The organism is Halomonas colorata, from assembly GCF_014897985.1.
In the GTDB taxonomy this organism is placed as follows: domain Bacteria; phylum Pseudomonadota; class Gammaproteobacteria; order Pseudomonadales; family Halomonadaceae; genus Vreelandella; species Vreelandella colorata.
Genome location: NZ_JABUZA010000035.1, coordinates 1 through 26,556 on the forward strand (window position 1 = coordinate 1; position 26,556 = coordinate 26,556).

The 26,556-nt window shown below is 53.2% G+C and carries 20 protein-coding genes, 2 tRNA genes and 1 pseudogene; 19 read left to right on the forward strand and 4 right to left on the reverse strand.

The features are described 5' to 3' along the window. The 7 genes and pseudogenes from INT33_RS15515 to nadA all read left to right on the forward strand — a co-directional run. Positions 1-1,593: pseudogene (locus INT33_RS15515) on the forward strand (hypothetical protein); the annotation flags it as partial. 1,055 nt (positions 1,594-2,648) lie between these two features. Then, positions 2,649-4,079: a TolC family outer membrane protein gene (locus INT33_RS15520; protein WP_226940227.1), complete on the forward strand. Its 1,431-nt coding sequence runs from the start codon at positions 2,649-2,651 to the stop codon at positions 4,077-4,079. Beyond that, entirely contained in the window at positions 4,076-6,316 is a 2,241-nt protein-coding gene (locus INT33_RS15525) for a type I secretion system permease/ATPase (RefSeq protein WP_193092331.1), read from the forward strand. Before INT33_RS15520 ends, INT33_RS15525 begins: the two co-directional genes overlap by 4 nt. 70 nt (positions 6,317-6,386) lie before the next feature. Continuing rightward, entirely contained in the window at positions 6,387-7,625 is a 1,239-nt protein-coding gene (locus tag INT33_RS15530) for an HlyD family type I secretion periplasmic adaptor subunit (protein ID WP_192539565.1), read from the forward strand. A 53-nt stretch (positions 7,626-7,678) separates the two neighbouring features. Next, a tRNA-Lys gene (locus INT33_RS15535) sits at positions 7,679-7,754 on the forward strand. A gap of 76 nt (positions 7,755-7,830) precedes the next feature. Next, positions 7,831-7,906 (forward strand) — tRNA-Lys (locus INT33_RS15540). 355 nt (positions 7,907-8,261) lie between these two features. Beyond that, positions 8,262-9,290, forward strand: a complete 1,029-nt coding sequence (nadA, locus tag INT33_RS15545) for a quinolinate synthase NadA (protein ID WP_193092332.1) — start codon at positions 8,262-8,264, stop codon at positions 9,288-9,290. A gap of 94 nt (positions 9,291-9,384) precedes the next feature. Here nadA and INT33_RS15550 read toward each other — a convergent pair whose 3' ends face one another. Further along, on the reverse strand, positions 9,385-10,845 hold the full coding sequence (locus INT33_RS15550; protein WP_193092333.1) for a M48 family metalloprotease: 1,461 nt from the start codon (positions 10,843-10,845) through the stop codon (positions 9,385-9,387). Between the two features lie 154 nt (positions 10,846-10,999). Here INT33_RS15550 and INT33_RS15555 point away from each other — a divergent pair, with 154 nt between their 5' ends. Beyond that, the gene (locus INT33_RS15555) at positions 11,000-11,263 is read left to right on the forward strand and encodes a sulfurtransferase TusA family protein (protein ID WP_192539568.1); all 264 of its coding nucleotides are present in this window, start codon (positions 11,000-11,002) and stop codon (positions 11,261-11,263) included. Then, the gene (locus tag INT33_RS15560) at positions 11,260-12,357 is read left to right on the forward strand and encodes an AI-2E family transporter (protein ID WP_192539569.1); all 1,098 of its coding nucleotides are present in this window, start codon (positions 11,260-11,262) and stop codon (positions 12,355-12,357) included. The genes INT33_RS15555 and INT33_RS15560 overlap by 4 nt, the downstream gene beginning before the upstream one ends. A 128-nt stretch (positions 12,358-12,485) precedes the next feature. On the opposite strand, the gene INT33_RS15565 is transcribed toward INT33_RS15560, so the two are convergent. Further along, positions 12,486-12,965: a peroxiredoxin gene (locus tag INT33_RS15565; protein WP_193092334.1), complete on the reverse strand. Its 480-nt coding sequence runs from the start codon at positions 12,963-12,965 to the stop codon at positions 12,486-12,488. A gap of 250 nt (positions 12,966-13,215) precedes the next feature. Here INT33_RS15565 and dapA point away from each other — a divergent pair, with 250 nt between their 5' ends. The 3 genes from dapA (at position 13,216) to purC (ending at position 15,924) form a co-directional block, all read left to right on the forward strand. Then, positions 13,216-14,100, forward strand: coding sequence for a 4-hydroxy-tetrahydrodipicolinate synthase (gene dapA, locus INT33_RS15570; protein ID WP_018916287.1), 885 nt, complete (start codon positions 13,216-13,218; stop codon positions 14,098-14,100). A 93-nt stretch (positions 14,101-14,193) separates the two neighbouring features. Then, positions 14,194-15,177 (forward strand): outer membrane protein assembly factor BamC, encoded by a 984-nt coding sequence (gene bamC, locus INT33_RS15575; protein WP_193092335.1) that lies wholly within the window; start codon positions 14,194-14,196, stop codon positions 15,175-15,177. Positions 15,178-15,207: 30 nt separating this feature from the next. Beyond that, positions 15,208-15,924 carry a phosphoribosylaminoimidazolesuccinocarboxamide synthase gene (gene purC / locus INT33_RS15580; protein WP_192539573.1) on the forward strand — a complete coding sequence of 239 codons (717 nt, stop codon included), beginning with the start codon at positions 15,208-15,210 and terminating at the stop codon, positions 15,922-15,924. A gap of 21 nt (positions 15,925-15,945) precedes the next feature. Here purC and tsaA read toward each other — a convergent pair whose 3' ends face one another. Further along, entirely contained in the window at positions 15,946-16,665 is a 720-nt protein-coding gene (gene tsaA / locus INT33_RS15585; protein ID WP_193092336.1) for a tRNA (N6-threonylcarbamoyladenosine(37)-N6)-methyltransferase TrmO, read from the reverse strand. A gap of 147 nt (positions 16,666-16,812) precedes the next feature. On the opposite strand from tsaA, the gene INT33_RS15590 reads away from it, so the two are divergent. After that, the gene (locus tag INT33_RS15590; protein WP_018916291.1) at positions 16,813-17,343 is read left to right on the forward strand and encodes a GNAT family N-acetyltransferase; all 531 of its coding nucleotides are present in this window, start codon (positions 16,813-16,815) and stop codon (positions 17,341-17,343) included. A 6-nt stretch (positions 17,344-17,349) separates the two neighbouring features. On the opposite strand, the gene nadC is transcribed toward INT33_RS15590, so the two are convergent. Then, complete coding sequence (nadC, locus tag INT33_RS15595) at positions 17,350-18,204, reverse strand: carboxylating nicotinate-nucleotide diphosphorylase (protein ID WP_193092337.1); 855 nt, start codon at positions 18,202-18,204, stop codon at positions 17,350-17,352. A gap of 96 nt (positions 18,205-18,300) precedes the next feature. Between nadC and ampD the strand changes: the two genes are divergently transcribed. The 6 genes from ampD to INT33_RS15625 all read left to right on the forward strand — a co-directional run bounded on the left by ampD (position 18,301) and on the right by INT33_RS15625 (position 26,545). Continuing rightward, the gene (gene ampD / locus INT33_RS15600; protein ID WP_192539160.1) at positions 18,301-18,885 is read left to right on the forward strand and encodes a 1,6-anhydro-N-acetylmuramyl-L-alanine amidase AmpD; all 585 of its coding nucleotides are present in this window, start codon (positions 18,301-18,303) and stop codon (positions 18,883-18,885) included. A 382-nt stretch (positions 18,886-19,267) separates the two neighbouring features. Further along, positions 19,268-21,943: a pyruvate dehydrogenase (acetyl-transferring), homodimeric type gene (gene aceE / locus INT33_RS15605; protein ID WP_193092338.1), complete on the forward strand. Its 2,676-nt coding sequence runs from the start codon at positions 19,268-19,270 to the stop codon at positions 21,941-21,943. 59 nt (positions 21,944-22,002) lie between these two features. Beyond that, positions 22,003-24,066 (forward strand): pyruvate dehydrogenase complex dihydrolipoyllysine-residue acetyltransferase, encoded by a 2,064-nt coding sequence (gene aceF, locus INT33_RS15610; protein WP_193092339.1) that lies wholly within the window; start codon positions 22,003-22,005, stop codon positions 24,064-24,066. 298 nt (positions 24,067-24,364) lie between these two features. Then, positions 24,365-25,018, forward strand: coding sequence for an adenylate kinase (gene adk, locus INT33_RS15615; RefSeq protein WP_018916296.1), 654 nt, complete (start codon positions 24,365-24,367; stop codon positions 25,016-25,018). Between the two features lie 124 nt (positions 25,019-25,142). After that, positions 25,143-25,841 carry a tRNA (adenosine(37)-N6)-threonylcarbamoyltransferase complex dimerization subunit type 1 TsaB gene (gene tsaB, locus INT33_RS15620; protein WP_193092340.1) on the forward strand — a complete coding sequence of 233 codons (699 nt, stop codon included), beginning with the start codon at positions 25,143-25,145 and terminating at the stop codon, positions 25,839-25,841. Continuing rightward, on the forward strand, positions 25,838-26,545 hold the full coding sequence (locus INT33_RS15625) for a class I SAM-dependent methyltransferase (protein ID WP_192539145.1): 708 nt from the start codon (positions 25,838-25,840) through the stop codon (positions 26,543-26,545). The genes tsaB and INT33_RS15625 overlap by 4 nt, the downstream gene beginning before the upstream one ends. Positions 26,546-26,556 lie beyond the last annotated feature (11 nt).

A 26,556-nucleotide genomic window follows, 5' to 3' on the forward strand; every position in this document is an offset into this window, starting at 1 on the left:
GGTCTGGTGGCTGGGCTGCTTGGCGGCCAAGGCTTGGAAGATAGCCAGTTACTCGATGGACTGCTGGGTAACGACGGGTTAGTGAATGGACTGGTTGGTACCCTGGTGGGCGGCGGCCTCTTAGGAGATCTGACCAGTGAAGATCTACTGGGTGGTGCGGATGGCCTGCTTGGTGAAGAAGGCTTAGTGGGTAACCTGCTGGATACGCTGGTAGGACCGACTGGTCTTATAAGCGGATTGCTCATTGATGTATCAGTAGATGCGGAGCTACAAACAAACCTTGTCAATAACTTACTGAGCTCAGATGGAATGCTGGCTGGTTTGCTAGGTGATGGTGGGCCATTGGGTGGCCAGCTTAATGAAGGTGAGTTGCTGGAAGGACTGCTAGGAGAAAGCGGTGTAGTCGCTAATCTGCTAGGTACACTAGTGGGCGGTGAGGGAATACTCAGCGATAGCGAACTGGGCAGCGAAGGTCAGGTCAGTAACCTGCTGGATACGCTGCTTGGTCAGAATGGATTGCTTAGTAGTCTGCCTGGAAGCATCCCCGACAATGAAGGACTACTGACCGGATTGGTCAATGGACTTCTAGGCGAAAGTGGCCTTTTAGCCGGACTGGTAAATAGTGGCGTGGCATTGAGCGACCCGGTGGAAGGAGGTACTGAAGGCCTTCTTGATAGCCTCTTGGGTGAGAATGGACTAGTCACTGAAACGCTTAACACCCTATTAGGAGATGACGGCTTGTTGGGCGGCCTAGTGGACAGTACAGACCAAGAAAACTGGCTCGGCAATGATGGGCTACTTTCCAGCGTACTCTCACCCATCGTAGGGCCGGGTGGACTCTTAACAAGTATATTGGCATCGACCGATGCCACACTGACTCCTGAGCAGGGCGAGGGCTTGCTGGCAGATTTGATAGGAACTGATGGTTTGCTTGAAGGTCTCTTGCAATCTGGTGGAGCGCTGGGGGATATGGATGACCAGATTTTAGTAGATGGACTGACAGGGGATGGCGGCCTAGTCAATGGTATTGTAGGAACTTTACTTGAAGAGGACGGAGTCCTGAATGGTGTTGTAGACGAAAGCACCGTGGGAAATCTGGTCGAAGGGCTGCTGGGTGAAAATGGTTTAATCGGAAGCTTGGGTTTAAGCGGTCTTTTAGGCGGTATTGGTGATCTCATTGGCAGCATTGGTGGAGGGCTTTTTGGTGGATTGTCATTAACCTCTATTGCCTCAGACGATGATCCAGTATCTCTAGCCTCGTTTAGCATTGAAGGCGATGAAAGCTTCAGTATCGCTGGGTTTGATCTGGATAACGTTGCAGATGAGTCTGAGGGTGTAGAGTCAGTATTCGATGCCAACACTATCGGTGACTTGTTGCAGGAGCCGAATGAGGATCTCTTTAGTGATACTGACTTCGATATTCTTATAGAAGAAGTTGCGCTGGAAAACAATGGAGAAACGATCTATGCCATTAATAGCGATAGCGAGGAGACTTTAGTCGAACCTGTCGAGGTAGTTGATAACTTCTCTGACACTAGCGCTTTGGAAGTTAGCCGACTTAATAGTGAGCTTGAACAGAACCAGGTGTTATAAAGAAATCAATCTAGATAGCGCTTGCTACCTCCTAGCGCCGGGCCGAAAGGCCCGGTTTTTTTATGAATATTCTAATCAGTTATTTGTTAGATTTGCCTATTCATAATGTCGCTTATGAAATTCCTGTCGTTAGGCGTATGCTTTTTAGACTGATAAAATCTACAGACTTTCTCTTATTTTGTAGGGTACGCAAAAAACGTTTGATTTGAAAATAAAAACACGGAAGATGAAGATTATAAGCAGTAGGTTTTAACTGCTTTTTTAAAGAAAAATAATGAAAATTATTCCCTCTGCATTCTACTTTGGTTGTATGTATTTAAGTGCGTAATGAATTAATTTATGCTGCAATTATAAGAAGTTTTTACTAAAAAAATTATGTTTTACAGTATATTGGGGAACGCATGAAAAAGAAGAAAATGCTACGTTCATGTATCGCTTCTTTTTTGACAGGGAGTATTGTTTTAGGCGTTCAGTCAACGCATGTTCTTGCCCATGGAATTGTTGGGCTATCGGATGCTCCGATCACTTCTCAGCATCGCCCTGTAATACAAAGCTCTTCGGTCCCCGGCGATAGTGCTCGCTCCGAAAACCTGCCTATTTCTACTAGCCGTGCTAATCCAATAACGGGGTTGTCAGACGATAATAAAAGTGTGGAAGGTCAAACTCGCTATCAGCCATCGGTTGTTCAGGCGACTTCTCAGCCTTCATCGTCATCAGATGGTTTAGTTAACATTGTTCGATCGGGGACTCGCTCGTCAGGCGGTAGTGCTGTCACCCCCTCCCCTCAACCAGTGAATGCCAGCCAGAATGGGTATGGCGGAGCTCCGCAAGAGAGCGAAGCGGCGGGTCTGCGGGCGGCGACGAGAACGGCTATACCCACCAACGTGCGTTTATCCGAACCGCAACAAAACCTAGGCGCTCAGCGATCGGAAAGTAGATTAGCGCAGGATATTCAAACAAGCTCTCGCCGGCCATTAGTGCCAGACGCTGATGTTGGGGAGATAAATGCTCCCGTACGCGAGGCCGCAGTCTCAGACATAGCGCCAGAGCCGATAATGCCTGAGTCAGTGACTTCAGAAACGGCTTTGTCAGCGACAGATAGCCAAAATAACAGGCTAGCTGAAGAGGCTCGACCTATCGCAATAGAGTTTCAGCGTAACCCGCCAGTGCATAGCGCTTTGGAAAGTGCTAATGAGTTGCCTGCTGTGAGTTCGGCGGCTTCTGTCATCGCTGCTTCTTCAACGCCATCATCCGCGACCGATCAAGAGGGAATGAGCATTCTTGAAGCGGTACAGAGAACGATCGCCTGGCATCCGACTATTGGTGAAGCATTAGGTCGTTTATACCAACAGGGCGAGCAGGTAAGCGTGGCGAGGTCTGGCTACTATCCGCAGGTGAGTGCCGGTATTACAACCGAGCGCCGCAGCTCTACAGGGCGGTCTGAAGATGCGGTGACGGTATCTGCCTCACAAATGCTGTATGACTTTGGACGTGTTTCTAGTCAGGTGGATGCCGCCAGCTTTGGTGTTAACCGCGATCAAGCGAGGGTCTGGCTCGCAATGGATCAACTGGCAAGAGACGCCGCTCAGGCGGCCATCGAGGTTCAGCGCTATCAGGCACTGCTGGATATTGCACGTGAGCAAATCGCAGGTTTAACGGATATCCAAAAGCTTGCAGCCAGACGTTCAGAGCTTGGGGCAAGTACGCGCTCCGATGAAATTCAGGCTCAGTCACGTGTAGAGGCGGCTGAAGCGACAGAGCTTCAAATAGAAGCCCAGCTACTGACATGGCAAAATACGGTACGCACGTTAGTCGGTGCTAACGGCCCCGTCACTATTAATCGTAACTTTCCAGAGCCGCTGACCCAGTCATGTGCTTTAGCCTCTGAAGATTTTGATAATGTGCCCGAACTGATGGTGGCAGAAGCCGAGCAGGCGGAGGCTCGCGCTATCATTGCCCAAACTCAGGCCTCATTTTTCCCAACGGTATCGCTTGACGCTGACCTTAATCAGTTCTTGAACCGGGATGTGGCGGAAGATGATACCGAGGTCATCATGCGGGTTAATTTATCCAGCAACTTATATCAGGGAGGCGCTACGAGCGCTCGCCGTCGGGCGGCCGACTATAGCTTGCAAGCCTCTCAGGCAGCTAAAGATGCCGCCTATCTGTCGCTTTCACGCAGCTTACGTGAAGCCAAAGAGCAAACCGCCAGCTTTGGTCTGCGTCTTGTTACATTGGATGCCCGGGCACGTAGTATCCGCGATACCCAGCAATTATATCGCCAGCAATACTTATCGCTTGGGACACGCTCCTTGCTAGACCTGCTGAATGCCGAACAGGAGATTCATCAGTCCCGCTTTGACCAGGAAAACACCCGTTACGATTTATACCGCTTACAAATCGACTGTCTCTACAGTTCTGCCGATATTCGTGACGCGTTTGGTTTAGAAGATTCCATGGTACAAGGAGTTAGCGTTTCGCCATGAGTGATGATAAGGATAGCCAGCATAACAACGAGCTAAATAAACCGGCTTCAAAAGCCTCTGCTTTAGAAGAGGGTAGCGCTCATGATGAAATAGCCACTGAGTTTGAAGCTAGCCATTATTATGCAAGTTGGATTGAGGCCATGTTGATAGTGGCCAAACATTATCGGCTGGAATATTCGGCTGAAAATGTTCGCTTAACGGCCTCATGGCGGCAGGACAAACCGATTGGCGAAGTGCTGAGGAGTATTGCGCGCCAACTTGGTATGACGCTTAAAACCAGCCAGCTTAACGTGAAAGAATTGACGCCTTGGCGTTTGCCACTGGTCGTACAGTTTAGTGATGGCCAAATTGCCGTCGTTGAAACGGTCGATAGTGACGGCAATGTGGGCATTGTATATAGCAGTGACCAAGGAATGAAAAGCTCTTTGAGTCGCGAAGAGCTTGTGCAACATGTAACGGTCGCGGTCATCCTGCGCCCTGCAAAATCCATCCCTGATGCCAGGGTAGATGACTATATCAAGCCCTATGAAAAGAACTGGCTGCGCAAGATCATCTTAAGGGATTTAAAACCTTATGGTCATGTGATGCTGGCCTCGCTCATTGCCAATACGCTGGCGTTAGCAGGCATTATCTTTTCGCGGCAGGTCTATGACCGGGTTATTCCGGCGGAATCGATGCCCACGCTCTACGTGCTATTTAGTGGGGTGCTGCTGGCACTGCTATTCGATTTTATATTGCGTCGATCCCGGGTAAGAATTACAGATCTTCTGGGAAAACGCGCGGATATGCGGGCATCTGATCGTGTTTTTGGTCATGCGCTAAGAATACGTAATACCGCAAGACCCAAGTCGACAGGTACCTTTATTTCACAAATCCGTGAGCTGGAGTACGTGCGCGAGTTGCTTACTTCCACAACGGTTACGGCATTCGCGGATATGCCGTTCTTTATCCTTTTCTGTTTTGTATTCTGGTATATCGCGGGCTCGTTGGTATTAGTACCTATCGGGGCCGTTGTGCTGATGATCATTCCTGGGCTGCTGGTGCAGCGCAAGTTACGCAGCCTGGCGAACGACTCCATGCGTGAGTCCTCATTACGCAGCGCCATGCTCGTAGAAACCGTTCAGGGCATGGAAGATATTAAAACATTGCAGGCGGAGCCACGGTTCCAAAACCAGTGGAATCACTACAATGCGGTCACTGCCGATATGAACCTGCGGCTTCGTTACGTTACCAACTCATTGAGCGTCTGGAGTCAGACGGTGCAGACCGGAGTGTTCGCCACCGTGGTTTTCTTTGGGGCGCCGATGGTGATGGCGGGCGATCTCACTACCGGTTCCTTGGTGGCAGCGTCAATTTTAGCCTCGCGTATGATGGCCCCGATGACGCAGATTACTCAGGTGCTGAGTAAGTGGCAGCAGGCAAAAGTGGCGACCGAGAGTCTTAATCAGATTATGGAGCGCCCCGTCGATAACCCTGAAGATACCAAGCGTGTTCACCGGGCTTCCATTCGGGGAAGTTATCAATTCACTCAGGCAGCATTCAAGTATGCCAGTGAAGATCGGACGCCTTCGCTGCAAGTAAAGAAGCTAAGTATTGCTGCTGGTGAACGTATTGCCATTTTGGGACGAAACGGCGCGGGTAAGTCCACGCTACTTCAGGCTTGCTCCGGGCTCTTAGAGCCACAGGCGGGTGAAGTGCTTTTGGATGGTCTTAGCCTTGTGCATATTGATCCTGCCGATGTGCGCCGTGATGTGGGGTTGCTAAGCCAGAACTCTCGGTTATTTCATGGAACCATCCGTGACAACCTGGCGCTGGGTGCACCGAACGCAACGGATCAGGAGCTGCTGGACGCGCTCGACATCAGCGGTGCCAATGAGTTTATCCGCAAACTTCCCGATGGCCTTGAACACGTCATTCTAGAGGGTGGAACTGGTCTTTCTGGCGGGCAACGTCAATCCCTATTACTGTCACGTCTCATCGTACGTCAGCCGACCGTGGTGCTACTGGATGAGCCAACGGCCTCCCTGGATGAGACGACTGAGAAGCGCTTTCTTCAACAGCTAAATGCTTGGCTTCCAGGCAAAACCTTTATCGTCGCGACCCACCGCATGAGTGTTCTTAATTTGGTTGAGCGTATCGTTGTGGTCGATAACGGCCAGGTTGTGATGGATGGTACGAAAAGCGAGATCCTTGCCAAACTATCGAAAAAACCAGCCCAAGCAGCGCGAACCAATTAGCCGCAGCACTATAGCTGAGGGGTAGGCATGATTAAGACAATCGCAATGACCGGTATGGGGAGTTGTCGTTATGGCCAATAAGACGCTAAGTGGTTCGAAAAGTGCCTCTAACGATCTGCCTTTGCTGGATTATGAGGAAGATAGCCGTCGCTATAACACTGAGATTGATGATGCGGCTATTGTTCGCTCCACGCGGGTGATCTGGTTTTTCTTTCTGGTGATAGCTGTATTTATTGGATGGTCCTATTTTGCTACCGTCGTTGAGGTTTCTACCGGCAGCGGGCGGGTTATTCCAACCTCCCGAGAGCAGGTTGTTCAGTCCTTGGAGGGCGGGATCTTAGCCGAATTGCGTGTAAGAGAAGGCGATATTGTCGAGCCAGGACAGATACTTGCCCAGCTTGACCCGACCCAGACAGAGTCCAACGTTAACGAAAGTGCGGCCCGCTACCGAGCGGCCTTGGCAAGTGTGGCAAGGCTTGAGGCCGAAGTTAATGACACGCCACTAAGTTTCCCCGACACCCTTGAAGATTACCCTGCGTTAACGGCGATGGAGACGTTACTCTATCAGACGCGCCGTAATGGCCTTGAGATGTCGCTGAATGGTGTTAACGACTCATTACGCTTGGTACAGCAAGAGCTAAACCTTACCCAATCACTGCTTGAAATAGGTGCTGCCAGTAATGTAGAAGTATTGCGGTTACGCCGACAAGCGACCGAACTGCAGCTCCAGGCAACGGAAATTCGCTCCGAATATATGATTTTAGCCCGCGAGGAGCTATCCAAGGCCCAGGCCGAGGTGGAGGCGCTTTCATCAGTTATTAGGGGCCGTTCAGACACACTGACGCGGTTAACGCTGCGCTCGCCCGTCAGAGGTATCGTAAAAGATATTGAGGTCACCACCACCGGCGGGGTTATCCCCCCCAATGGACGGATTATGGAAATTGTGCCGCTGGACGATCAGTTGCGTATCGAGGCGCGGATTTCTCCTCGGGATATTGCATTCATTCATCCGGGCCAGCCAGCGAGTGTAAAAATAACCGCTTATGATTACACAACCTATGGCGGGCTTGATGGGGAAGTGGTGCTGATCTCACCTGATACCATTCAGGACGAGGTTCAGCCGGAAGTGTATTACTACCGCGTATTTATTCTTACCGAAAGCGATGCGTTGGTGAATGATGTGGGAACCCGCTTCCCTATCGTTCCAGGCATGATTGCCACGGTCGATATCCGTACCGGCAATAAATCTATTTTTGATTATCTGATTAAGCCGATCAATCATGCACGTGAAGCGCTGAGAGAAAGATAAAAAACCCCTTGCTATAGATAAGGCATATCTATAGTATATGCATCCGTTCGAGGGGGTCGTTAGCTCAGTTGGTAGAGCAGTTGACTTTTAATCAATTGGTCGTAGGTTCGAATCCTACACGACCCACCATTCGAATGAAGAGACCGCCGTTTTAAGCGGCAATGTTGCAAAAAGAATGTTGTAAAAGTTAGGTAAGCAATAATTTGGGTCGTTAGCTCAGTTGGTAGAGCAGTTGACTTTTAATCAATTGGTCGTAGGTTCGAATCCTACACGACCCACCAAATTCAACGCCCCTGGTAGCTTGCTACCAGGGGCGTTTTGCTATGCGTCTATTTTGCCGCTATGCCATCTCTCAGGTTGCTACTGCTAATGCAGCGTAAAGTCCGGCTTAAGAGAGTGTCATTGGTGATCGAAAGTCGTTAAACGATAGGCTATATTTAGAGGCTGCTCTTATTAGCGGTAGAGTCCGTTAGGCTCAGGATTGGTTAACAACAGAAATAGTTAGAGCTAGTAGCGCAGTGGGCCACCGCGAGAGACGCAGCGGCCCGTTGCAATCGCGAGCGGGATGTGTGGATTACACAAACCGCGCCTGGTGTTTAACAGGGGGATTCCCTGTTCGTCACAGTGGTAGACACGATGACTATTATGACTTCTCAAGCTGAGCTAGATGCTCCGCTCCCAAGCCCGTATTGCCCCACTCGTATCCCCGCGGAAGACCAAGCGCGCGTTGCTGAAATAAAGCAGCTATTGCAAGCGCATAATGCGGTGCTTGTCGCGCATTACTATACCGATGATGCTATTCAACAGTTGGCCGAGGAAACGGGCGGCTGTGTGGCAGACTCCCTGGAAATGGCGCGCTTTGGCGCCCGGCATGATGCCACAACGCTGGTCGTTGCTGGCGTACGCTTCATGGGGGAAACAGCCAAAATTCTTTCGCCCGAAAAACGCGTACTCATGCCCACGCTTGAGGCAACTTGCTCGCTGGATATTGGCTGTCCGGTAGATGAGTTCAGCGCCTTTTGCGATGCGAATCCCGATCGAACCGTGGTGGTGTATGCCAACACATCGGCGGCGGTAAAAGCGCGCGCTGACTGGGTAGTGACTTCATCCATTGCGGTTGAGGTTATCGAGCATCTGCAGGCTAAGGGTGAAAAAATTCTTTGGGCGCCTGATAAGCACTTGGGCGGCTATATTCAGAAAAAAACCGGTGCTGACATGCTGATGTGGGACGGTGCCTGCATTGTGCATGAAGAGTTTAAGGCAAAAGGCATTGAAGACTTAAAGCGTCTTTACCCTGATGCAGCTGTGCTGGTCCACCCTGAATCGCCTGACTCGGTCGTTAATATGGCCGATGTTGCCGGGTCGACGTCGCAATTAATTAAGGCTGCGCAAGCGTTGCCCAACAATAAGCTTATTGTGGCCACTGATCGGGGCATTTTTTTCAAGATGCAGCAGGCTGTTCCCGACAAGGTACTGTTCGAGGCGCCTACGGCGGGTAATGGCGCTACGTGCCGAAGCTGCGCGCACTGCCCGTGGATGGCGATGAATGAATTGGACAATCTGGCGGGGGCTTTGCGCCACGGCAGCGGAGAAATCCATGTGGATGCATCGCTGCGTCAGCGTGCGCTTAAGCCATTAGAACGGATGCTCAATTTCAACGCCTGATCAGGCTGACTTAGCATTGCGCTATTCAAAAAAAGCGCCTGACGGCCTACGCAGTCGGGCGCTTTTAGCATGAGGCGTTTACGTAGATGTTGTCTTAGAAATCTTCCAACGCTTGGCGATACTCAATGAACGCTTCGCGGCGCTGCTCAATGCGAGCAAGTGCCTGTTGGTTGCTTTCACGTTCGGCAGCGTCGCGGGCAATCGACAGCTGGCGTATGCCTTGATCAACCCGCCCGGTCAGCTGTAGCTGCTCGGCGCGTGCTAAATGCCCCCAGCTACCATGCCCACTCCGTCCTGCCGCCTCGGCAAGCAGGTTAAACCCTTGTGGGCTATCAGGATGCCGCGCGGTAATATTGTTGAGTAGCTGATAAGCCGCCTCAGGATCACGCTGTAACTGGGCTTCGGCCAGGGTTAATTGAGCAGGGAGATAAGCGGGCATTATCCTCAATAAGCGCTGGCTGCGCGTAATTGCCTCGTCATAGCGTTGGGCTTCAAGCGCAATACTCGCGGCAGAGGCGGGCAGCATGGCGTAGTCGGGTAGTTCGGCAGCCAGTTGGTCAAGCGCTTGCAGGGCGCTGTCAGTTTGCCCGTTTCGTCCCCTGATCAACGCTTCTAGATAGCGTCTTGCGGGCTCCTCAGCGCCTGCCTGGGTAAGGTGCGAGGTTGCCTGGTGTGGCGAGTTGCTGTAAATGCTCAGCAGGGCGCGTGCGCGCATCATGTCGTAAAGCGTGTCGCTGGTATAGGCATTGGCGACGCTCAACTGAGAGGCGCGTGCTTGAGCATCACTTAAACGGCTATCCGACACGGGGTGTGTGAGCAGGAATTCGGGCGGCGTGCCGCCCTGTAGGCGCGCCATTCTTTGCATGGCGGAGAACATGCGTACCATCGCTTCAGGGTCATAGCCGGCATCTGCCATCGCCTGTAAGCCAATATGGTCGGCTTCTTGTTCATAGCGTCGGGAATAGGTGAGCTGGTCTTGGATCAGTGCCGCCTGAGAGCCCATAGCGGCCGCTATACCCGCATCGCCACCACCGCTTGCCGCCACCAGCATACCCGCCAGCATGGCGGCCATGGCGGGTAGCTGTGTTTGCTCAGCCCTGGCGCTTCCTCGGGCATAATGGCGCTGCGATAAGTGGCCTAATTCGTGCGCAATCACCGAAACGAAAGCGCCTTCATCTTCGGCGAAGGCAAAAAGCCCCGAATTGATACCGATCACGCCTCCGGGTACTGCGAACGCATTGAGCGACCGGTTATCGACCATTACCGTTGTGGTCTGTAAGCTGCCTAACTGGCTATAGGGCACAAGGCGTGCCACTAGACTATCCAGATAGTCATTGACGATCGGATCTTGCCATTGCGGTGCCTGGGCGCGAAATTGACGCAACCATGCCCGCCCCAGGCGAAACTCTTCACTGCTTGCCGATGATGCGACACCGCCAAGCGTTGGCAAATGATAGTCATTAAGTGCGTAGCTTGGCGGGCTCGACATGCTGATGCTGCAAGCAATAGCAAGCGCGCAAATCCAGCGTGGGTAAGCGTTCCGTAGGTGCGGCATGGCATCCTCGTTCATTATAATAAAGCGCAGCATTTACCACTGTGACATTGAATGGTGCAGTGAAGTGCCGTTAAATCAAATGGTCAATGATCATCGCAAAGTAAACAGTTTATGCAACAATGTCGTGATCATGCAGGCATTTTGAGGAGTTGGTATGTCTGAACCATTAACGCGTTGTCAACCAGACGTAGTGCTTGATGCGTGTGGGCTGCCTTGCCCGTTACCGTTACTCAAAACAAAACAGGCGCTGGCCGGGATGGTTGCCGGACAAGTGTTAGAAGTGCGCGCCACTGATGCAGGCTCCTGGCGCGATATGGTCTCCTTTGCTGACCAGAGTAATCATGCCATGGAAGCGCGAGAGCAGTGCCATGAAACGTACTTTTTCTGGATACGCAAAGCGGGAGATGCCCGCTCATGACCATGCGTACCATTTTTAAAAGTTGGGTTGAGCGCTATTTTTCCGATGAAGAAGCACTCGTTTTATTATTGATATTGGTCGCTGGTTTTGCCGCCATTATTTGGTTTGGGCGCATGCTGGCTCCCTTCTTTACCGCACTGATCGTGGCTTTTCTACTCCAAGGTGTCGTGAGTGCATTAACTCGGCGGGGCGTGCCGCATTTATTGGCCGTTATTACCATCTTCCTTGCTTTTGTGAGCGTCTTGCTGGCGCTGGCGTTTATCTTAATGCCGCTCATTTGGAATCAGCTGGTGGGGCTTGTGCAAGAAACGCCGCGCATGTTCGCAAGTGGCCAAGTGTGGCTGGATGAAATGCAGGCACGCTACCCCAACTTGATTACCCCGGATCAAATGCAAAGCTGGATAGGCGTGGCGAGCCGCGAGATTAGTCAGTTAGGTCAGCGCGCCTTGACGCTATCGCTAGCCTCGCTGGGCAACGTTATGTCGTTAATCATTTATCTGGTATTGGTGCCTATTTTGGTCTTCTTTATGCTTAAAGACCGCGAGGTGCTGGTCGGGTTTACCCTTTCTCTGTTGCCACAAAAGCGCGCATTATTAACGCGGATCTGGAAAGAGATGGACCATCAGATCGCTAACTATATTCGCGGTAAATTCATCGAGATTATGATTGTGGGGACGGTGGCGTTTTTTACCTTTACCTTTTTTGGCCTGCCTTATACGGCGCTGCTGGCTGTTTTGGTGGGGTTTTCGGTATTGGTGCCTTTTATCGGTGCGGCGGTGGCAACCCTGCCGGTCGCGGCGGTCGCCGGTTTTTATTTTGGGTTAAGTGATCAATTTGCATACGTTTTGATTGCGTATGGGATCATTCAAGCCTTGGATGGAAACGTACTATCACCAGTGCTTTTCTCTGAAACCAACAACATTCATCCCGTTTCAATTATTGTCGCCGTGCTTTTCTTTGGCGGTATCTGGGGCTTTTGGGGAGTGTTTTTCGCCATTCCGCTGGCGACGCTATTAAAAGCACTGATTTATGCCTGGCCGCGCGGTATTCATAAGCAGGAGGGGGCCGATAGCGTTATTCAGGTAGACTCTTAAGCAAACGAGCGGCTGTTTCTTCGGCTAAAAGCTTTCTTAGGTCAACAGATACAGTGCCGTTTTCAGCCGCATGAATTGCTTTGAGCATCCGCTTTCGCCCGCCCAGTTATAAAACCGGGCGGGCGTTTTTATGAGCGGCTGGCGTGCAGCGCTTGCGCGGCTGTCAATACTTCAGCGACGTGACCCGGGACTTTAACGCCACGCCATTCGTTGGCAAGATTGCCGTTTGCATCAATCAGAAAAGTGCTGCGCTCGATACCTAAATGCTCCTTGCCGTACATTTTTTTCAGCTTGATCACGTCAAACAGGGTGCAGAGCGTTTCGTCTTTGTCGGAAATCAGCGCAAAGTTAAAGTCCTGCTTGGTTTTAAAGTTTTCCTGGGCGCGCAGGCCATCGCGCGAAACACCTAGAATAACGGTGTTGGCGGTATCAAACGCATTTTTATTATCCCGGAAGTCGCCGCCCTCAGTCGTGCAGCCCGGTGTGCTGGCTTTCGGATAGAAATAAATAACGACCTGCTTACCGCGTAGTTGCGATAGTGTCACCGTTGTATCGCCGGTGGCGCTGGCCGAAAAATCGGGGACAGATTGGCCTAGTTCAATGCTCATGCAGACTCCTCTTCATTAGTCACTTATCAGGCTGATTACACGCAACCTTAGCCAGCATGTCAAAGGTGGGAGGGGCATGTCACGCAAACTCACTACGGTTTGCGCTGTACAGGGTCGAGTCGCCTGAGTACCATTTACCCCTGTAGGCCCAAAAGGGCGGTCGTCATGCTGCTCAATATAGCATTCGGCGCTTTGTCTTGTTGTCCATATTGGGTTTGATTTCATAACTTTGCAGGTGAGGAATAAACGGATGATCACAGGCAGTATCGTCGCCCTGGCGACGCCGATGAAAGTCAATGGCGACATCGACTGGGAGGCGCTTCGTCGTCTGGTAAATTTCCACCTTGAAAATGGAACCGATGGCATCGTTGCCGCCGGTACCACGGGCGAACCTACGACGATGTCGTTTGCTGAACACTTTGATGTGATCCGCAGCGTCGTTGAAGAGGTTAATGGGCGTATCCCGGTAATTGCCGGTACGGGCGCCAATGCCACATCTGAGGCGGTTGAGCTTGCCCGCTATGCCAGCGAAGTAGGGGCTGACTACTGCTTGTCGGTATGCCCTTACTACAACAAGCCGACCCAGGAAGGCTTGTACCAGCACTTCAAGGCCGTGGCCGAAGGTAGCAAACTGCCGGTCATTATGTACAACGTACCGGGCCGTACCTGCTCTGACTTGTACAACGAGACCGTGGTGCGCCTGGCTGCCGTTGACAATATTATTGGCCTAAAAGATGCCACAGGGAACCTTGAGCGTGCAGAAGATCTAATCTCTCGCTTGAAGGGCAGCGACTTTATGCTGTACTCCGGCGACGATGCGACCGCGTGTGATTTTATGCTGATGGGCGGGCATGGCGATATTTCAGTCACGGCAAACGTGGCTCCCAAAGCGATGCATGATTTGTGTGCGGCGGCCGTTGCTGGCGATGCGGATAAAGCCCACCAAATTAATACCCGCTTGATGCCTCTGCATACCAATCTGGGCATTGAGTCGAACCCTATCCCGGTAAAATGGGCGCTCAATCGCATGGGGTATATGGATGCAGGAATTCGTTTGCCGTTGACGTGGCTGTCTGAGAAGTACCACGCCACTGTGAGTGAAGCGATGCAACTGGCGGGCGTGATCGAGGAGTAATGCTCTTTTATCACACCCGGCGCGATACTATGGCTACTTGGCGCACCCAATGGTGTGCCGGGTAGCTGCTCTGTTGACTGTTAAGGTGGCTTGATGAGCTCTGTGCTTGAAAAACGTGCGCTTAAATGGATACCGCTGGCACTCGTAACGGCTGTCACTCTAGCTGGGTGCGCGCGTGATGGTTATTACCACGACCGCAACCTGGACTACACCAAAGCCGCTCCGGCACCTCCCTTAGTGCTGCCAGAGACTCGTAATGCTCAGCGCTATCAGGATGCGTTGCCGGTTCCTCAGGCAGCCATGCAGGGCGCACGCATTGATGAGGCCGCAGAAATTCGCCCGCCTCAGTCGCTGGCCATGGGTAGCGGTTTGGAGCCTGAATACGTTGAGCGGCGCCAAGCGGGTAACCAAAGTTGGCTGGTAGTGGCTGCTGACACCGGCGCCGTCTGGCCGCAGTTGGAAAGTTTTGCCCGCAGTCGCCAGCTTGGCGTACAGCAAAGCGATGTTTCCCAAGGGGTGATTGTAACGTCCCAGGCGGACCTGCGTCTGCAAAGCGCCATGCGTTCCGGCAGTAGTGAAGTGCGCTGTGAACGTGGTGGCCAGACCATGACGAGCTGCCTGGACGCCCTGGAGGAGTTTCTAGGCGCGCGCAGTGCATCGCAAAGCGTGGCGTCCTCGTGGAACGCGCAGCGCTTGAACCACCAGCAAACGTTACAGATCCGTCAGGACGGCGATGAATGGGAAGTCGCCATTCCTCAGCCGGTGGAGCGCGTATGGGCTGAGCTTAACCACTATCTGGCCCTGGATTTTACTCAGGAAGGGCAGCGCAACCTGTTGGCCACCAATCCTGAAAACTATGAGTTCCTGGTCGAGTACATGACGGCTACCGAGCGCGATCGTAATCCGCTACAGATAGTCTTTAGTGCCGATGTGCGCCGGATGTCTCAAGAGATACGCCTTGTTCTGCAGCCCGATGGTAACCAGACCATCCTGCGTGCGGTCAATGCCAGCGAGCGCGAGTTTAGTCCCGATGACCAGCGTGAGCTGTTAGAACGTGTTGCTGGCTATTTACGTTAATCTGTTTATTTGATCCCTTTCGGAGCTGTCATGGAAAAGCGCCAAGAACTTTATGCCGGTAAGGCAAAATCTGTATATACCACCGATGATCCGGACCTGCTGGTGCTGCAGTTTCGTGATGACACCAGCGCTTTTGATGGCAAGAAGAAAGAAGCTCTGGCCCGTAAGGGGATGGTCAATAACATCTTCAACGCGTTTATCATGGAGCGCTTGCAAGAGGCCGGTATCCCTACGCATTTTGAAAAACAGCTCTCTCCCAACGAGAGCCTGGTTAAAAAAATGCAGATGATTCCGGTCGAGTGCGTGGTCCGTAACATCGCCGCCGGCGGACTGGTAAAGCGTTTGGGCATTGAAGAAGGTATCGCGCTTACGCCGCCTACCTTTGAGCTGTTCTTGAAGAATGACGATAAGGGCGACCCGATGATCAACGAGTCGCTGGCCGAAACTTTTGGCTGGGCAACGCCTGAGCAGCTTGGCAAGATGAAAACGCTGACCTTCAAGGTTAACCACGTGTTAAAACAGCTGTTTGCCGAAGGCGATATGCTGCTGGTGGACTACAAGCTGGAATTCGGCGTGTTCAAAGGCGAAGTGGTGCTGGGCGATGAGTTCTCTCCGGATGGTTGTCGCCTGTGGGATGCCAATACCCGCGAGAAGCTCGACAAAGACCGTTTCCGCCAAGGTTTGGGCGGTGTGATCGAAGCCTACGAAGAAGTAGGCCGCCGTCTGGGCATCACGTTTCCTGCTTAACGTAGCGCATTAGCCCGAAGCTTAGTCGATAGCCACCACCTCTAACGTGGTGGCTTCGTCGTTTTGGAGGGCGCGAAATTTCACGTCCACATCGCGCAGGCGCACGCCATAGGTACGTCCTGGCGCTTCGCCTCGTTTATAGGCGGGGCGGGGGTCCTGGCTTAGCACCTGCTCGATAAGGGCATGCAGCGTGGCGCTATCGGCGCGGGTGGTTAGCACATCCAATGCTGATTGGCTGAAAATTACGTGCAGTAACGCAGGTGCCTCAGGGGCAAAGCCTGCCTGGGCGGAAGGGTGGGCTTCGGCCCAGGGTAAGTAAGGCTTAATGTCGACTATCGGAGTGCCGCTGACCAGATCACACCCTTCGAGCCTTAACTGAACTCCGTGGCGTGTGTCGATGCCCGCGAGCTTAACCAGTGAAAGCCCTAGCCGATTAGGCCGATGGGTGCTACGGCTGGCAAATACGCCCACTTTACGATTACCTCCCAGCCGGGGCGGGCGCACTAGCGGTGTCCAGCGCTCGGGGCTTTGGTGGAAGATAAATGTCACCCACAGATGACTAAAATCATCCAGGCCACGCACGGTTAACGGGTTGTTATAAGGGGGCACCAGTATCAGGCGGGCATCCGCCGCAGGGGCTAAGCCCGGCTGACGGGGAATACCAAACTTATCCGGGTAGTCGCTCTCAACGTAGCCTATAGGAGCCAATGTAAAAGACTCACTTTCGGGGGCATTGTGCATCATACTGCCTTATGCTGAGATAGGCGCCCTAGTATAAAGCAGACTGAACAGAATTCAGCCTGACACCGAGTATTGAACGCTTCCAATTTTTTAATAACAGCTGGTTTTCGAGAACAGCTAGTTTTCGATAGCAGCGAGAGGTGATGCATGCCTAATACCGAGGAGCTTTCTGCGCCTAAAGCACCGACTGCCCGGGTAACCTATCGCGCCGCATTAGCGCGGGACGCCGCGGATCAGGCTGAGGTGTTTTATCATGCGGTCATGCAAGGTGCTGCAAACCATTATGAGCTGAGTCAGCGCCGTGCCTGGGCCAATGCGCTGCCCCGCGAAGCGAGTGCCTGGGCAGCTCGTCAGGCGCTTTACACAACGCTAGTAGCCGTTTGTGATGGGCGCTGCGTCGGCTTTTTAGAGTTTAATGCTCCAAAAGGACGTATCGAAACGCTTTATGTCTGGCCTTCATTAACCGGGCGAGGTATCGGTACCACGCTACTCATTCACGCCGAACGTATGCTGCTCGAACAGGGCATTGATAGGGTCGAAATTGAGGCCAGCGTCATGCTGTTTGACCGACTGCTGCGCCGAGGATGGGAAAACCTGGGCGAGCAATGGGTCGAGCGAAGCGGCGAGTCGCTCAAGCGCTATCGTCTGGAAAAACGCCTGAGCGCTATTGAGACCTGAGTGCGCCTATACGTTATAGGTATGGGTGATTCGCATGGAAAGGTCGATGGATTTAATATCCTTGGTCAGCGCACCGCTGGAAATACAGTCAACGCCCGTGTCGGCAATGGCTTTGAGCGTTGTAGCATCGACGTTGCCCGAGGCCTCAAGCGTTGCTCGCCCGCCGTTTAGCTCAACCGCGACATGCAAATCTTCAATGGCGAAATTATCCAGCATGATGATATCGGCGCCGGCCGCCAGGGCCTGGTCAAGCTCTTCGAAGGTCTCGACCTCAACTTCAACCGATAGATTAGCGGCCAGTGCTCGTGCCTGATTCACCGCCGCCTGAATGCCGCCACACGCCGCAATATGGTTCTCTTTGATCAGAAAAGCGTCCCACAGACCGATGCGATGATTGTGACCGCCACCACAGGTCACGGCATACTTCTGTGCCAAGCGCAGGCCAGGAAGCGTTTTACGGGTATCGAGCAGGCGTACGCCGCTACCCTCGATTAAATCGACATTAGCGCGCGTAGCGGTCGCCGTAGCAGACAGGGTTTGCAGCATATTCAACGCTGCGCGCTCTCCGGTCAGCAGGCTGCGTGCAGGCCCTTCAAGCTCAAGAAAGCATTGTTCAGAATTTAGTGAATCGCTATCGGCTGCCAGCCAGCGCAGTGTGACTCGCTCATCTAATTGGTTGAAAATCTCATCCACCCAGGCCGTGCCACATAATACGCAAGCTTCACGGGTAATTACCTTCGCGGTCGCCCAATGATTCTCTGGGATAAGCTGTGCGGTAATATCGCCAGTGCCAACGTCTTCGGCTAGCAGGTGAGCCACGCCGGTGCGGATCTCTTCGGCAAGCGCAATTTGATCATTCATAACGGTGAGTTCTCTGGGCAACATCAAGTGTGACCGGCATTATAGTAAAAGAGCGCAGTGAAAGAGAGCGCCAACGTAGAGGAGACCTTTCGAGTGATGAATAACGAGATGACGGATGGCTGGTGGAAATACGCGCGAAAGGTCGAGTCGCCCAACTGCGATGAGCGCCCCGGCGATGAGGTGTCTTTGCTGGTACTGCACGCGATTAGCCTACCGCCAGGGCAGTTTAGTGGTTCGGCGATTGAGGCACTGTTTACCAATCGGCTGGCAGTGGAGGATCACCCATTTTTTTCCGAAATCGCTCATCTATGTGTCTCAGCGCATTTGTTGATTCGTCGGGATGGCGAGTGTGTTCAGTTTGTAAATACAGATCAGCGCGCCTGGCACGCAGGGCGCTCACAGTGGTGGGATAATGGCTTAAAAGAACAGCGCCGGACGCTCAACGATTTTTCAGTAGGCATTGAGCTTGAAGGCGATGATATTACCCCGTTTACCAAGGCCCAATATCAAGCCTTGGTGAAGGCGACTGAATGGTTGATCGCCCGCTATCCGAGGCTAAACGCTTCGCGTATTACCAGCCATGCGTATGTTGCTCCACTGCGCAAAACCGACCCCGGTCCGGCGTTTGATTGGGCATATTTTTACCAATTGTTGACCGCAAGAAGGCTTGATGCACTTTAAATACCTATGTTAAGTCCTTCAACTATAAGAAAATAAAACGGTAGTTTAGCTACACTATTGATCGCCGGAGAATCTGGAAACAATTTTTGAAATTGCTTATGTTGCGGTGCAATAGTTTGTTTTCGATGGGCTTTTACGCTGTTCTGTAATTGGCAGCGTGGCGACTTTGCGGTATCTTCCTATATACAAAAGACTAACTTTTACGAAATTTGTGTAGCTTTACTACATTGAGTTCACTGTAGCTCATTGAATCTAGAGCAAAAAAGACTTAAGCGTTACCGCGCCAATGCTGTTCTGCGGTGGCCACCAATCATCGCAGCTGCCCCAAGCCCACGTGGGTTAGCGGGGCTCATGTCATTTATCGTCATTCGGAGAGACCTCTATGAGTCTGGAGACAAGAGAAGATCTCGATCCGATCGAAACCACGGAGTGGCTGGAATCCCTGGAATCGGTATTGGATCGTGAGGGCGAAGATCGCGCCCGTTACCTGATGACCCGCTTGGCGGATCGCTTACGCCGTGACGGGATGAAGGTACCCTTCTCGGTGACAACCCCGCACCGCAATACGATTCCGCTTCATCGTGAAGCGCCGATGCCTGGTGATCTGTTTATGGAGCGGCGTATTCGCTCCTTAATCCGCTATAACGCGATCGCCCAGGTCATTCGTAATAACCGGGCAAACCCCGGGCTTGGCGGCCATATTGCAAGCTTCATGTCCTCTGCGACGCTTTATGATGTGGGCTTTAACCACTTCTTCCGCGCAGCGAAGGACGATTTCGCGGGCGACCTGATCTATATTCAGGGCCACGTCGCGCCAGGTATTTATGCGCGTTCCTTCCTGGAAGGCCGTCTGTCTGAAGAACAGATGGACAAGTTCCGTCAGGAAGTGGATGGCGACGGTCTGTCGTCCTACCCGCACCCGTGGCTGATGCCGGATTACTGGCAGTTCCCGACGGTTTCTATGGGGCTTGGTCCGATCCAGGCGATCTATCAGGCCCACGTGATGAAGTATCTGCATCATCGCGAAATGAAAAACATGTACGATCGTAAGATCTGGTGTTTCCTGGGCGATGGCGAGTGCGACGAGCCAGAATCCTTAGGCGCTATTTCGCTTGCTGGTCGTGAAAACCTGGATAACCTGATCTTCGTTATCAACTGCAACCTGCAGCGTCTGGACGGCCCGGTACGCGGTAACTCCCGCGTTATGGACGAGTTTGAAGGCGTCTTCCGCGGTGCTGGCTGGAACGTGATTAAAGTGGTTTGGGGCCGCCATTGGGATCCGCTGTTTGAGAAGGATAAGAAAGGTTTCCTTCAAAAACGTATGGACGAAGCAGTCGATGGTGAGTACCAGAACTACAAAGCCAACGGCGGTGCTTACACCCGTGAACACTTCTTTGGTAAATATCCTGAAACCGAAGAAATGGTTAAAGAGCTTTCCGATGAAGATATCTGGAAACTCAATCGCGGCGGCCACGACCCGTTCAAGGTATATGCGGCCTATCATGAAGCCGTCAACTCCTCGAATGGTAAGCCAACGGTAATCCTTGCGCATACCGTTAAAGGTTACGGTATGGGGAGCGGCGATGGCGAAGCAGCCAACGAGGCGCACCAGGTGAAAAGCATGGAGTACGAAGCGCTGAAGAAATTCCGCGACCGCTTCGGTATTCCGCTTTCTGACGAGCAGCTCAAGGAAGTGCCGTACTACAAGCCGGAAGATGATTCTCCCGAGCTCAAGTACATGCACCTGCAGCGTGAGCGCTTGAACGGTTACCTGCCAAGCCGCAAAAGTGACTTCGAAGCGCTGGAAATTCCCACCCTTGAAGACAAGGTCTTTGCTTCGCAAATGGGTGGCTCGAAGGGCCGTGAAGTTTCTTCCACCATGTCGTTTGTACGCGTGCTTAACGGCTTGGTGAAAGATAAGAAACTTGGCAAGCAGGTGGTGCCGATTATTCCTGATGAGGCACGTACCTTCGGTATGGAAGGCATGTTCCGTCAGCTGGGTATCTATACCGCCGAAGGCCAGAAGTACGAGCCGATGGATAAAGGCCAGATCATGTACTACCGCGAGGACCAGAAAGGCCAGGTCCTTGAGGAAGGTATTACGGAAGCGGGCGCGATGTCGGCGTGGATGGCGGCGGCCACTTCCTACAGCAACAACGACGTCACGCTGCTGCCGTTCTATATCTACTACTCCATGTTTGGTTTCCAGCGTATTGGTGACTTGGCGTGGGCGGCAGGTGACCTGCAGGCGCGCGGCTTTATGGTAGGCGGCACCGCTGGGCGTACCACGCTTAACGGTGAAGGTTTGCAACACCAGGATGGTCACAGCTTGATCCAGGCGTCGACTATTCCTAACTGCCGCAGCTACGACCCGACTTACGGTCATGAAGTTGCCGTCATCGTTCAGGATGGCTTGAAGCGCATGTTCACTGATAAAGAGAACTGCTTCTACTATCTGACCGTTATGAACGAGAACTACGAGCATCCGGAGCTTGAGAACGTGCCGGTCGACGATATCGTCAAGGGTATGTACCTGCTGCGCGAGACCCAAGGTGACAAGGGTCGCGTTCAGTTGATGGGCTCCGGTACCATTTTGCGCGAAGTCGAAGCCGCCGCTGAGCTGCTCGAAAAAGATTGGGGCATTGGCGCTGACATTTGGAGCGTCACCAGCTTTAACGAACTACGTCGTGAAGCGTTGCTGCTTGAGCGTGAGTCCTTCCTGAACCCGGATGCTGAGGCGGCTACCAAGCCTCACGTTACGAAGTGCCTGGAAGGCCGCGATGGCCCGATCATTGCCTCGACTGACTACATGAAGCTCTACGCGGATCAGGTTCGTGCATGGGTGCCAGGCGACTATACTGTCTTAGGTACCGATGGCTTTGGACGTTCGGACACGCGCGAGAAGCTTCGTTACTTCTTCGAAGTAGATCGTTACTTCGTCACCGTTGCCGCTCTGCGTGCGCTGGCGGAACGTGGCGAAATTGAGCGTAAGCACGTTGGCGAAGCCCTGAAGAAATATGGTATTGACGCCAACAAACCGAACCCGCTGACTAGCTAAACCGCTGCCCGGCGGGTTAAGTACCCGCCGGCTCGATCCGATTTGGAAGGAGCGCGACCTTGAGTAGCGAAATCATCAAAGTGCCCGACATCGGCGGTAGCGAAGGTGTCGAAATCATCGAGATCGCGGTGTCGGAAGGCGACGTCATTGCAGCGGAAGACACCCTGATCACGCTGGAGTCCGATAAAGCCAGCATGGACATTCCTGCCCCGAAGGGCGGCAAAGTCATCAAAGTGCTGGTGAAGGAAGGCGATACCGTTTCCGAAGGCGACGATATCGTTGAGCTGGAAGCTGAAGGCGGCGGCGATGCCGAGGAAGAGGACGACAAGCAAGCGTCTGAACCCGAGCAGAAAGAAGCCCCGGCGGCGGAAGAGAAGCCCAAGACCGAGCAGAAAAGTGCCAAGAAATCCGGCGGTAAGCAGACCGTGGATATCAAGGTGCCCGACCTTGGCGGCTCTGATAACGTTGAAATCATTGAAGTCGCCGTTAGTGAAGGCGATAGTATCGACGCTGAAGATACGCTGATCACCCTGGAGTCCGATAAAGCCTCCATGGATGTACCGAGCCCGCATACCGGTAAAATTGTCGCGTTTACGGTAAAAGAAGGCGATACGGTTTCCGAAGGCGATGTTATCGGCCAGATGGAAATCGAGGGTGAAGGCGACGGTGACGCTGAAGACGCAAGCGAATCTACTGACGCGCCGCAAAGTGCCGAGGATTCCAACGTATCCGACGACCTTGAAGCAGCTTCCGAGACCGCCGAGGAAGAAGGCAACAGCACTGAATCTGAAAGTGCTGAACCAGAACGCAAGGAAGTTCGTGTTCCGGATATTTCAGGCTCCACCGACGTACCGATTATCGAGATTGGTGTCGCGGTAGGCGATGAAATCAACGAAGAAGATGCGTTGATTACGCTTGAATCTGACAAAGCCTCCATGGACGTACCCAGCCCCTATAAAGGTAAGCTCGTCGAGCTGACCGTTAAAGAGGGTGACACCGTTTCTGAAGGCGATGTGATTGGCTATATCGAAGTCGCTGGTGCTAAAAAAGCCGCTTCCAAGCCTGCGCCGAAAAAATCAGCTTCCGAAAAGCCAGCTGAAAAGGGCGCTGCAAAGCCAGATTCTTCTAAACAGAGCGGATCAGCAGGTACGCCTAGCCCTGAAGCGCAGATGGCCGCGCACAAGCCACGTGATGGCAAGTTGGTACACGCTGGCCCAGCCGTGCGTATGCTGGCGCGTGAGCTTGGCGTCGATATCGGTCTGGTCAAGCCCAGTGGGCCTAAAGAGCGCGTGCTGAAAGAGGACGTGCAGGCTTATGTGAAGCAAGTCATTGCTAATCAGGGCAAGGCGCAGGCCTCCGGCGGAGCAGCAACCGCTACGGGTGGTGCGGGTATTCCGCCGATTCCGGAAGTCGATTTCAGCCAGTTCGGTGAAGTCGAAGAGAAGCCGATGGGTCGCCTGCTTAAAATGGGCGCAACCAATTTGCATCGCAGCTGGCTTAACGTGCCTCACGTTACTCAGTTTGACGAAGCGGATATCACTGAGCTTGAGAACTTCCGTAAGTCGATGAAGGCGGAAGCCGAAGCCCAGGGTGCCAAGCTCACGCCGCTGCCGTTCCTGGTTAAGGCCTGTGCGTTTGCGCTGCGTAAATTCCCGCAGTTCAATGTCAGTCTGAAAGGCGATGGCGAAACGCTGGTATGGAAGAACTACGTCCATATCGGTATTGCGGTGGATACGCCCGATGGCTTGATGGTGCCGGTGCTGCGCGATGCCGACAAGAAATCCTTGATAGAGATTGCCAAGGATATGGCGGAGCTGGGTAAGAAAGCACAAACCAAAAAGCTCAAGCGTGAAGAAATGACCGGCGGCTGTTTCACTATTTCGAGCCTGGGCTCGATTGGTGGTACCGCCTTTACGCCGATCGTGAACGCGCCGGAAGTGGCCATTCTTGGGGTTTCCAAAGCGCAGATGAAGCCCGTGTGGGATGGTAATGCCTTCCAGCCGCGCTTGATGATGCCGCTGTCGCTTTCCTATGACCACCGTGCCATTAACGGGGCTGATGCAGCACGCTTCACCGCGTTCCTGGCAGATGTACTGACCGATATCCGCCGTCTGCTCCTGTAATGTAGTTAATGGAGTGAGCGGGAATTGATACGGTTTACCAAGCGGCGCCCAGCGATGGGCGCCGCTTGCGTTTAGGCTTTGTACGAAAAATTATCGGTATCGGCTGACGTTTCGTACAACCCCTGATGCCTTAATAAGAGTGACCAAAGTAGCAGACAGACATCACTTATCTGTTTTATTTAAAAAAAACTCAGAAAAATGCCCCTCTCAGGCTTTTGGGGAGTTGTGCCGCCTGAGTGGCGCGGTTATTGTCGGTTAATACATTGTGTCGCATTTTTTACATTCAAGGAGCAGTGCCATGCGTTTAATCCTGTTGGGTGCCCCCGGCGCGGGGAAGGGGACTCAAGCTCAATATATTTGTGAGCAGTTCAAGATTCCCCAGATTTCCACCGGGGATATGCTGCGCGCGGCGATTAAAGACGGCACGGAGCTGGGGCTAAAAGTAAAAGAGATCATGAACACCGGCGGTTTGGTGTCTGACGAGATCATCATTGATCTGGTGAAAGAGCGCATCAGCCAGCCTGACTGTGAAAACGGTTTCCTGTTCGATGGCTTCCCGCGCACCATCCCGCAAGCCGATGCGATGAAGGACGGTGGCGTAAAAATCGATCACGTGCTTGAGATCGCCGTGCCGGATGAAGAGATCGTGAACCGTTTGGCAGGACGTCGCGTTCATCCAGCCTCGGGTCGTGTGTATCACGTCGATCACAATCCCCCTAAAGAACCGGGTAAGGATGATGTGACCGGAGAGCAGTTGATTCAGCGTGAGGACGATCAGGAGTCCACTGTGCGTAACCGTCTGTCGGTCTATCACGATCAGACCGCGCCGTTGGTAGATTACTACCAGCAGTGGGCCAGCAGCGACCCGCAGTCGGCGCCTCAATACCACCGCGTTGAAGGTGTGGGTAGCGTTGCTGATATTACCCGTCAGGTAAAAGAAGCGCTTAACTGATTATACCTTGTGTAAGCAGTTACCGATGGCCCGCCTAACGCGGGCCATCGTCGTATGGGTGCACTGTCGTATGGGTGCACTAAAGGTATAATGCCTGGATACTTATCACGAGTGCTGAATCGCTATGTCGTTACACCTTCTTGCGCTAGACGCCTCATCAAGCGCCTGCTCGGTAGCGCTGCTACGCCAGAATGGCGAAACTCACGAGTGCCTAGCGCGCTACGAGATGACGCCACGCGCGCATACCCGGCGACTCATGCCCATGGTGGATGAGCTGTTGGCAGAAGCGCAGATCACCCCGGCGGCACTTGATGCCATTGCCTTTGGGCAGGGGCCTGGGTCGTTCACCGGCTTAAGAATCGCCACAGGTACGGCGCAGGGACTGGCCTTTGGCCTTGATCGCCCGTTACTAGGTGTATCTACACTGAAAGCTCTGGCCTTGCAGGCACATCGGCGTTTTCACCTGCGCTACGTTGTGACGGCGTTGGACGCGCGGATGGGAGAAATCTACGCTGCTACCTGGCACTGCCTGAACGACACCGTTAGCCTTGAGCGCGCCGAGGCAGTACTGCCGCCCGAAGCGTTTTATCTGCCCGAAGACGAAACCGACTGGGTTGGGGTAGGATCAGGCTTTACCCTATGGGAGCGTTTTGCGGCCACGGTACAAGTACGCATGTCCCAGCACCTTGTTGATCTGGAGCCACGGGCTGAAGAAATGGCCTGGCTCGGCGCGGAAGATTTAGCGGCAGGTCTTGGGCAACCTGCTCATCTGGCCCAGCCGGTCTATCTGCGTAACAACGTTGCCTGGAAAAAGCCGGCATGAGCCTGTCTGAAACGGCCGTACTGCCCGAAGGGCTTAGGTTGGTGTATGACGAGGGCCGCTTGGTGCTGGCGGGGGATGAAAAGCTTTACGGTAAGCCGTTAAGCGTTGACTTTGCTGCGGGCAAAGCTGCCCATCGCCGCCAATTCGGGGGCGGCCGAGGTCAACTGGTGGCCAAGGCCTGCGGGTTAGCGAAAGGCGTGACGCCAAGCATTGTCGATGCCACCGCAGGACTTGGCCGGGACGCCTTTGTGCTGGCAAGCCTGGGTGCTTGTGTACTGTTGATCGAGCGAGTCGAAGCGATTGCCGCGCTGCTGGAAGACGGCCTGAGACGGGCCGCCAAAGCGCCGGCAATCGCTGAGATAGTGGCGCGCATGACGCTGCGACATGGCGATGCCGTAGCGTCGCTTGAAACCCTGATTGAGGGTGCCGCGTTTGACCCCCAGGTGATTCATCTGGACCCGATGTTTCCGCATCGCGAGAAATCCGCGCTGGTCAAAAAAGACATGCGCCTGTTTCGTGAGCTGGCGGGCGATGATGATGATGCCCCCCGATTGCTGGAAGCCGCACTCGATGTCGCGACGCATCGAGTGGTGGTAAAGCGTCCCCGTAAAGCCCCGCCCATCGAGGGGCCTGCGCCTCAGCATGTGCTGGAAGGCAAGACCAGCCGGTACGATTTGTATGTCAAACAGTCGCTGCATCGTTAGACTGATGTGCA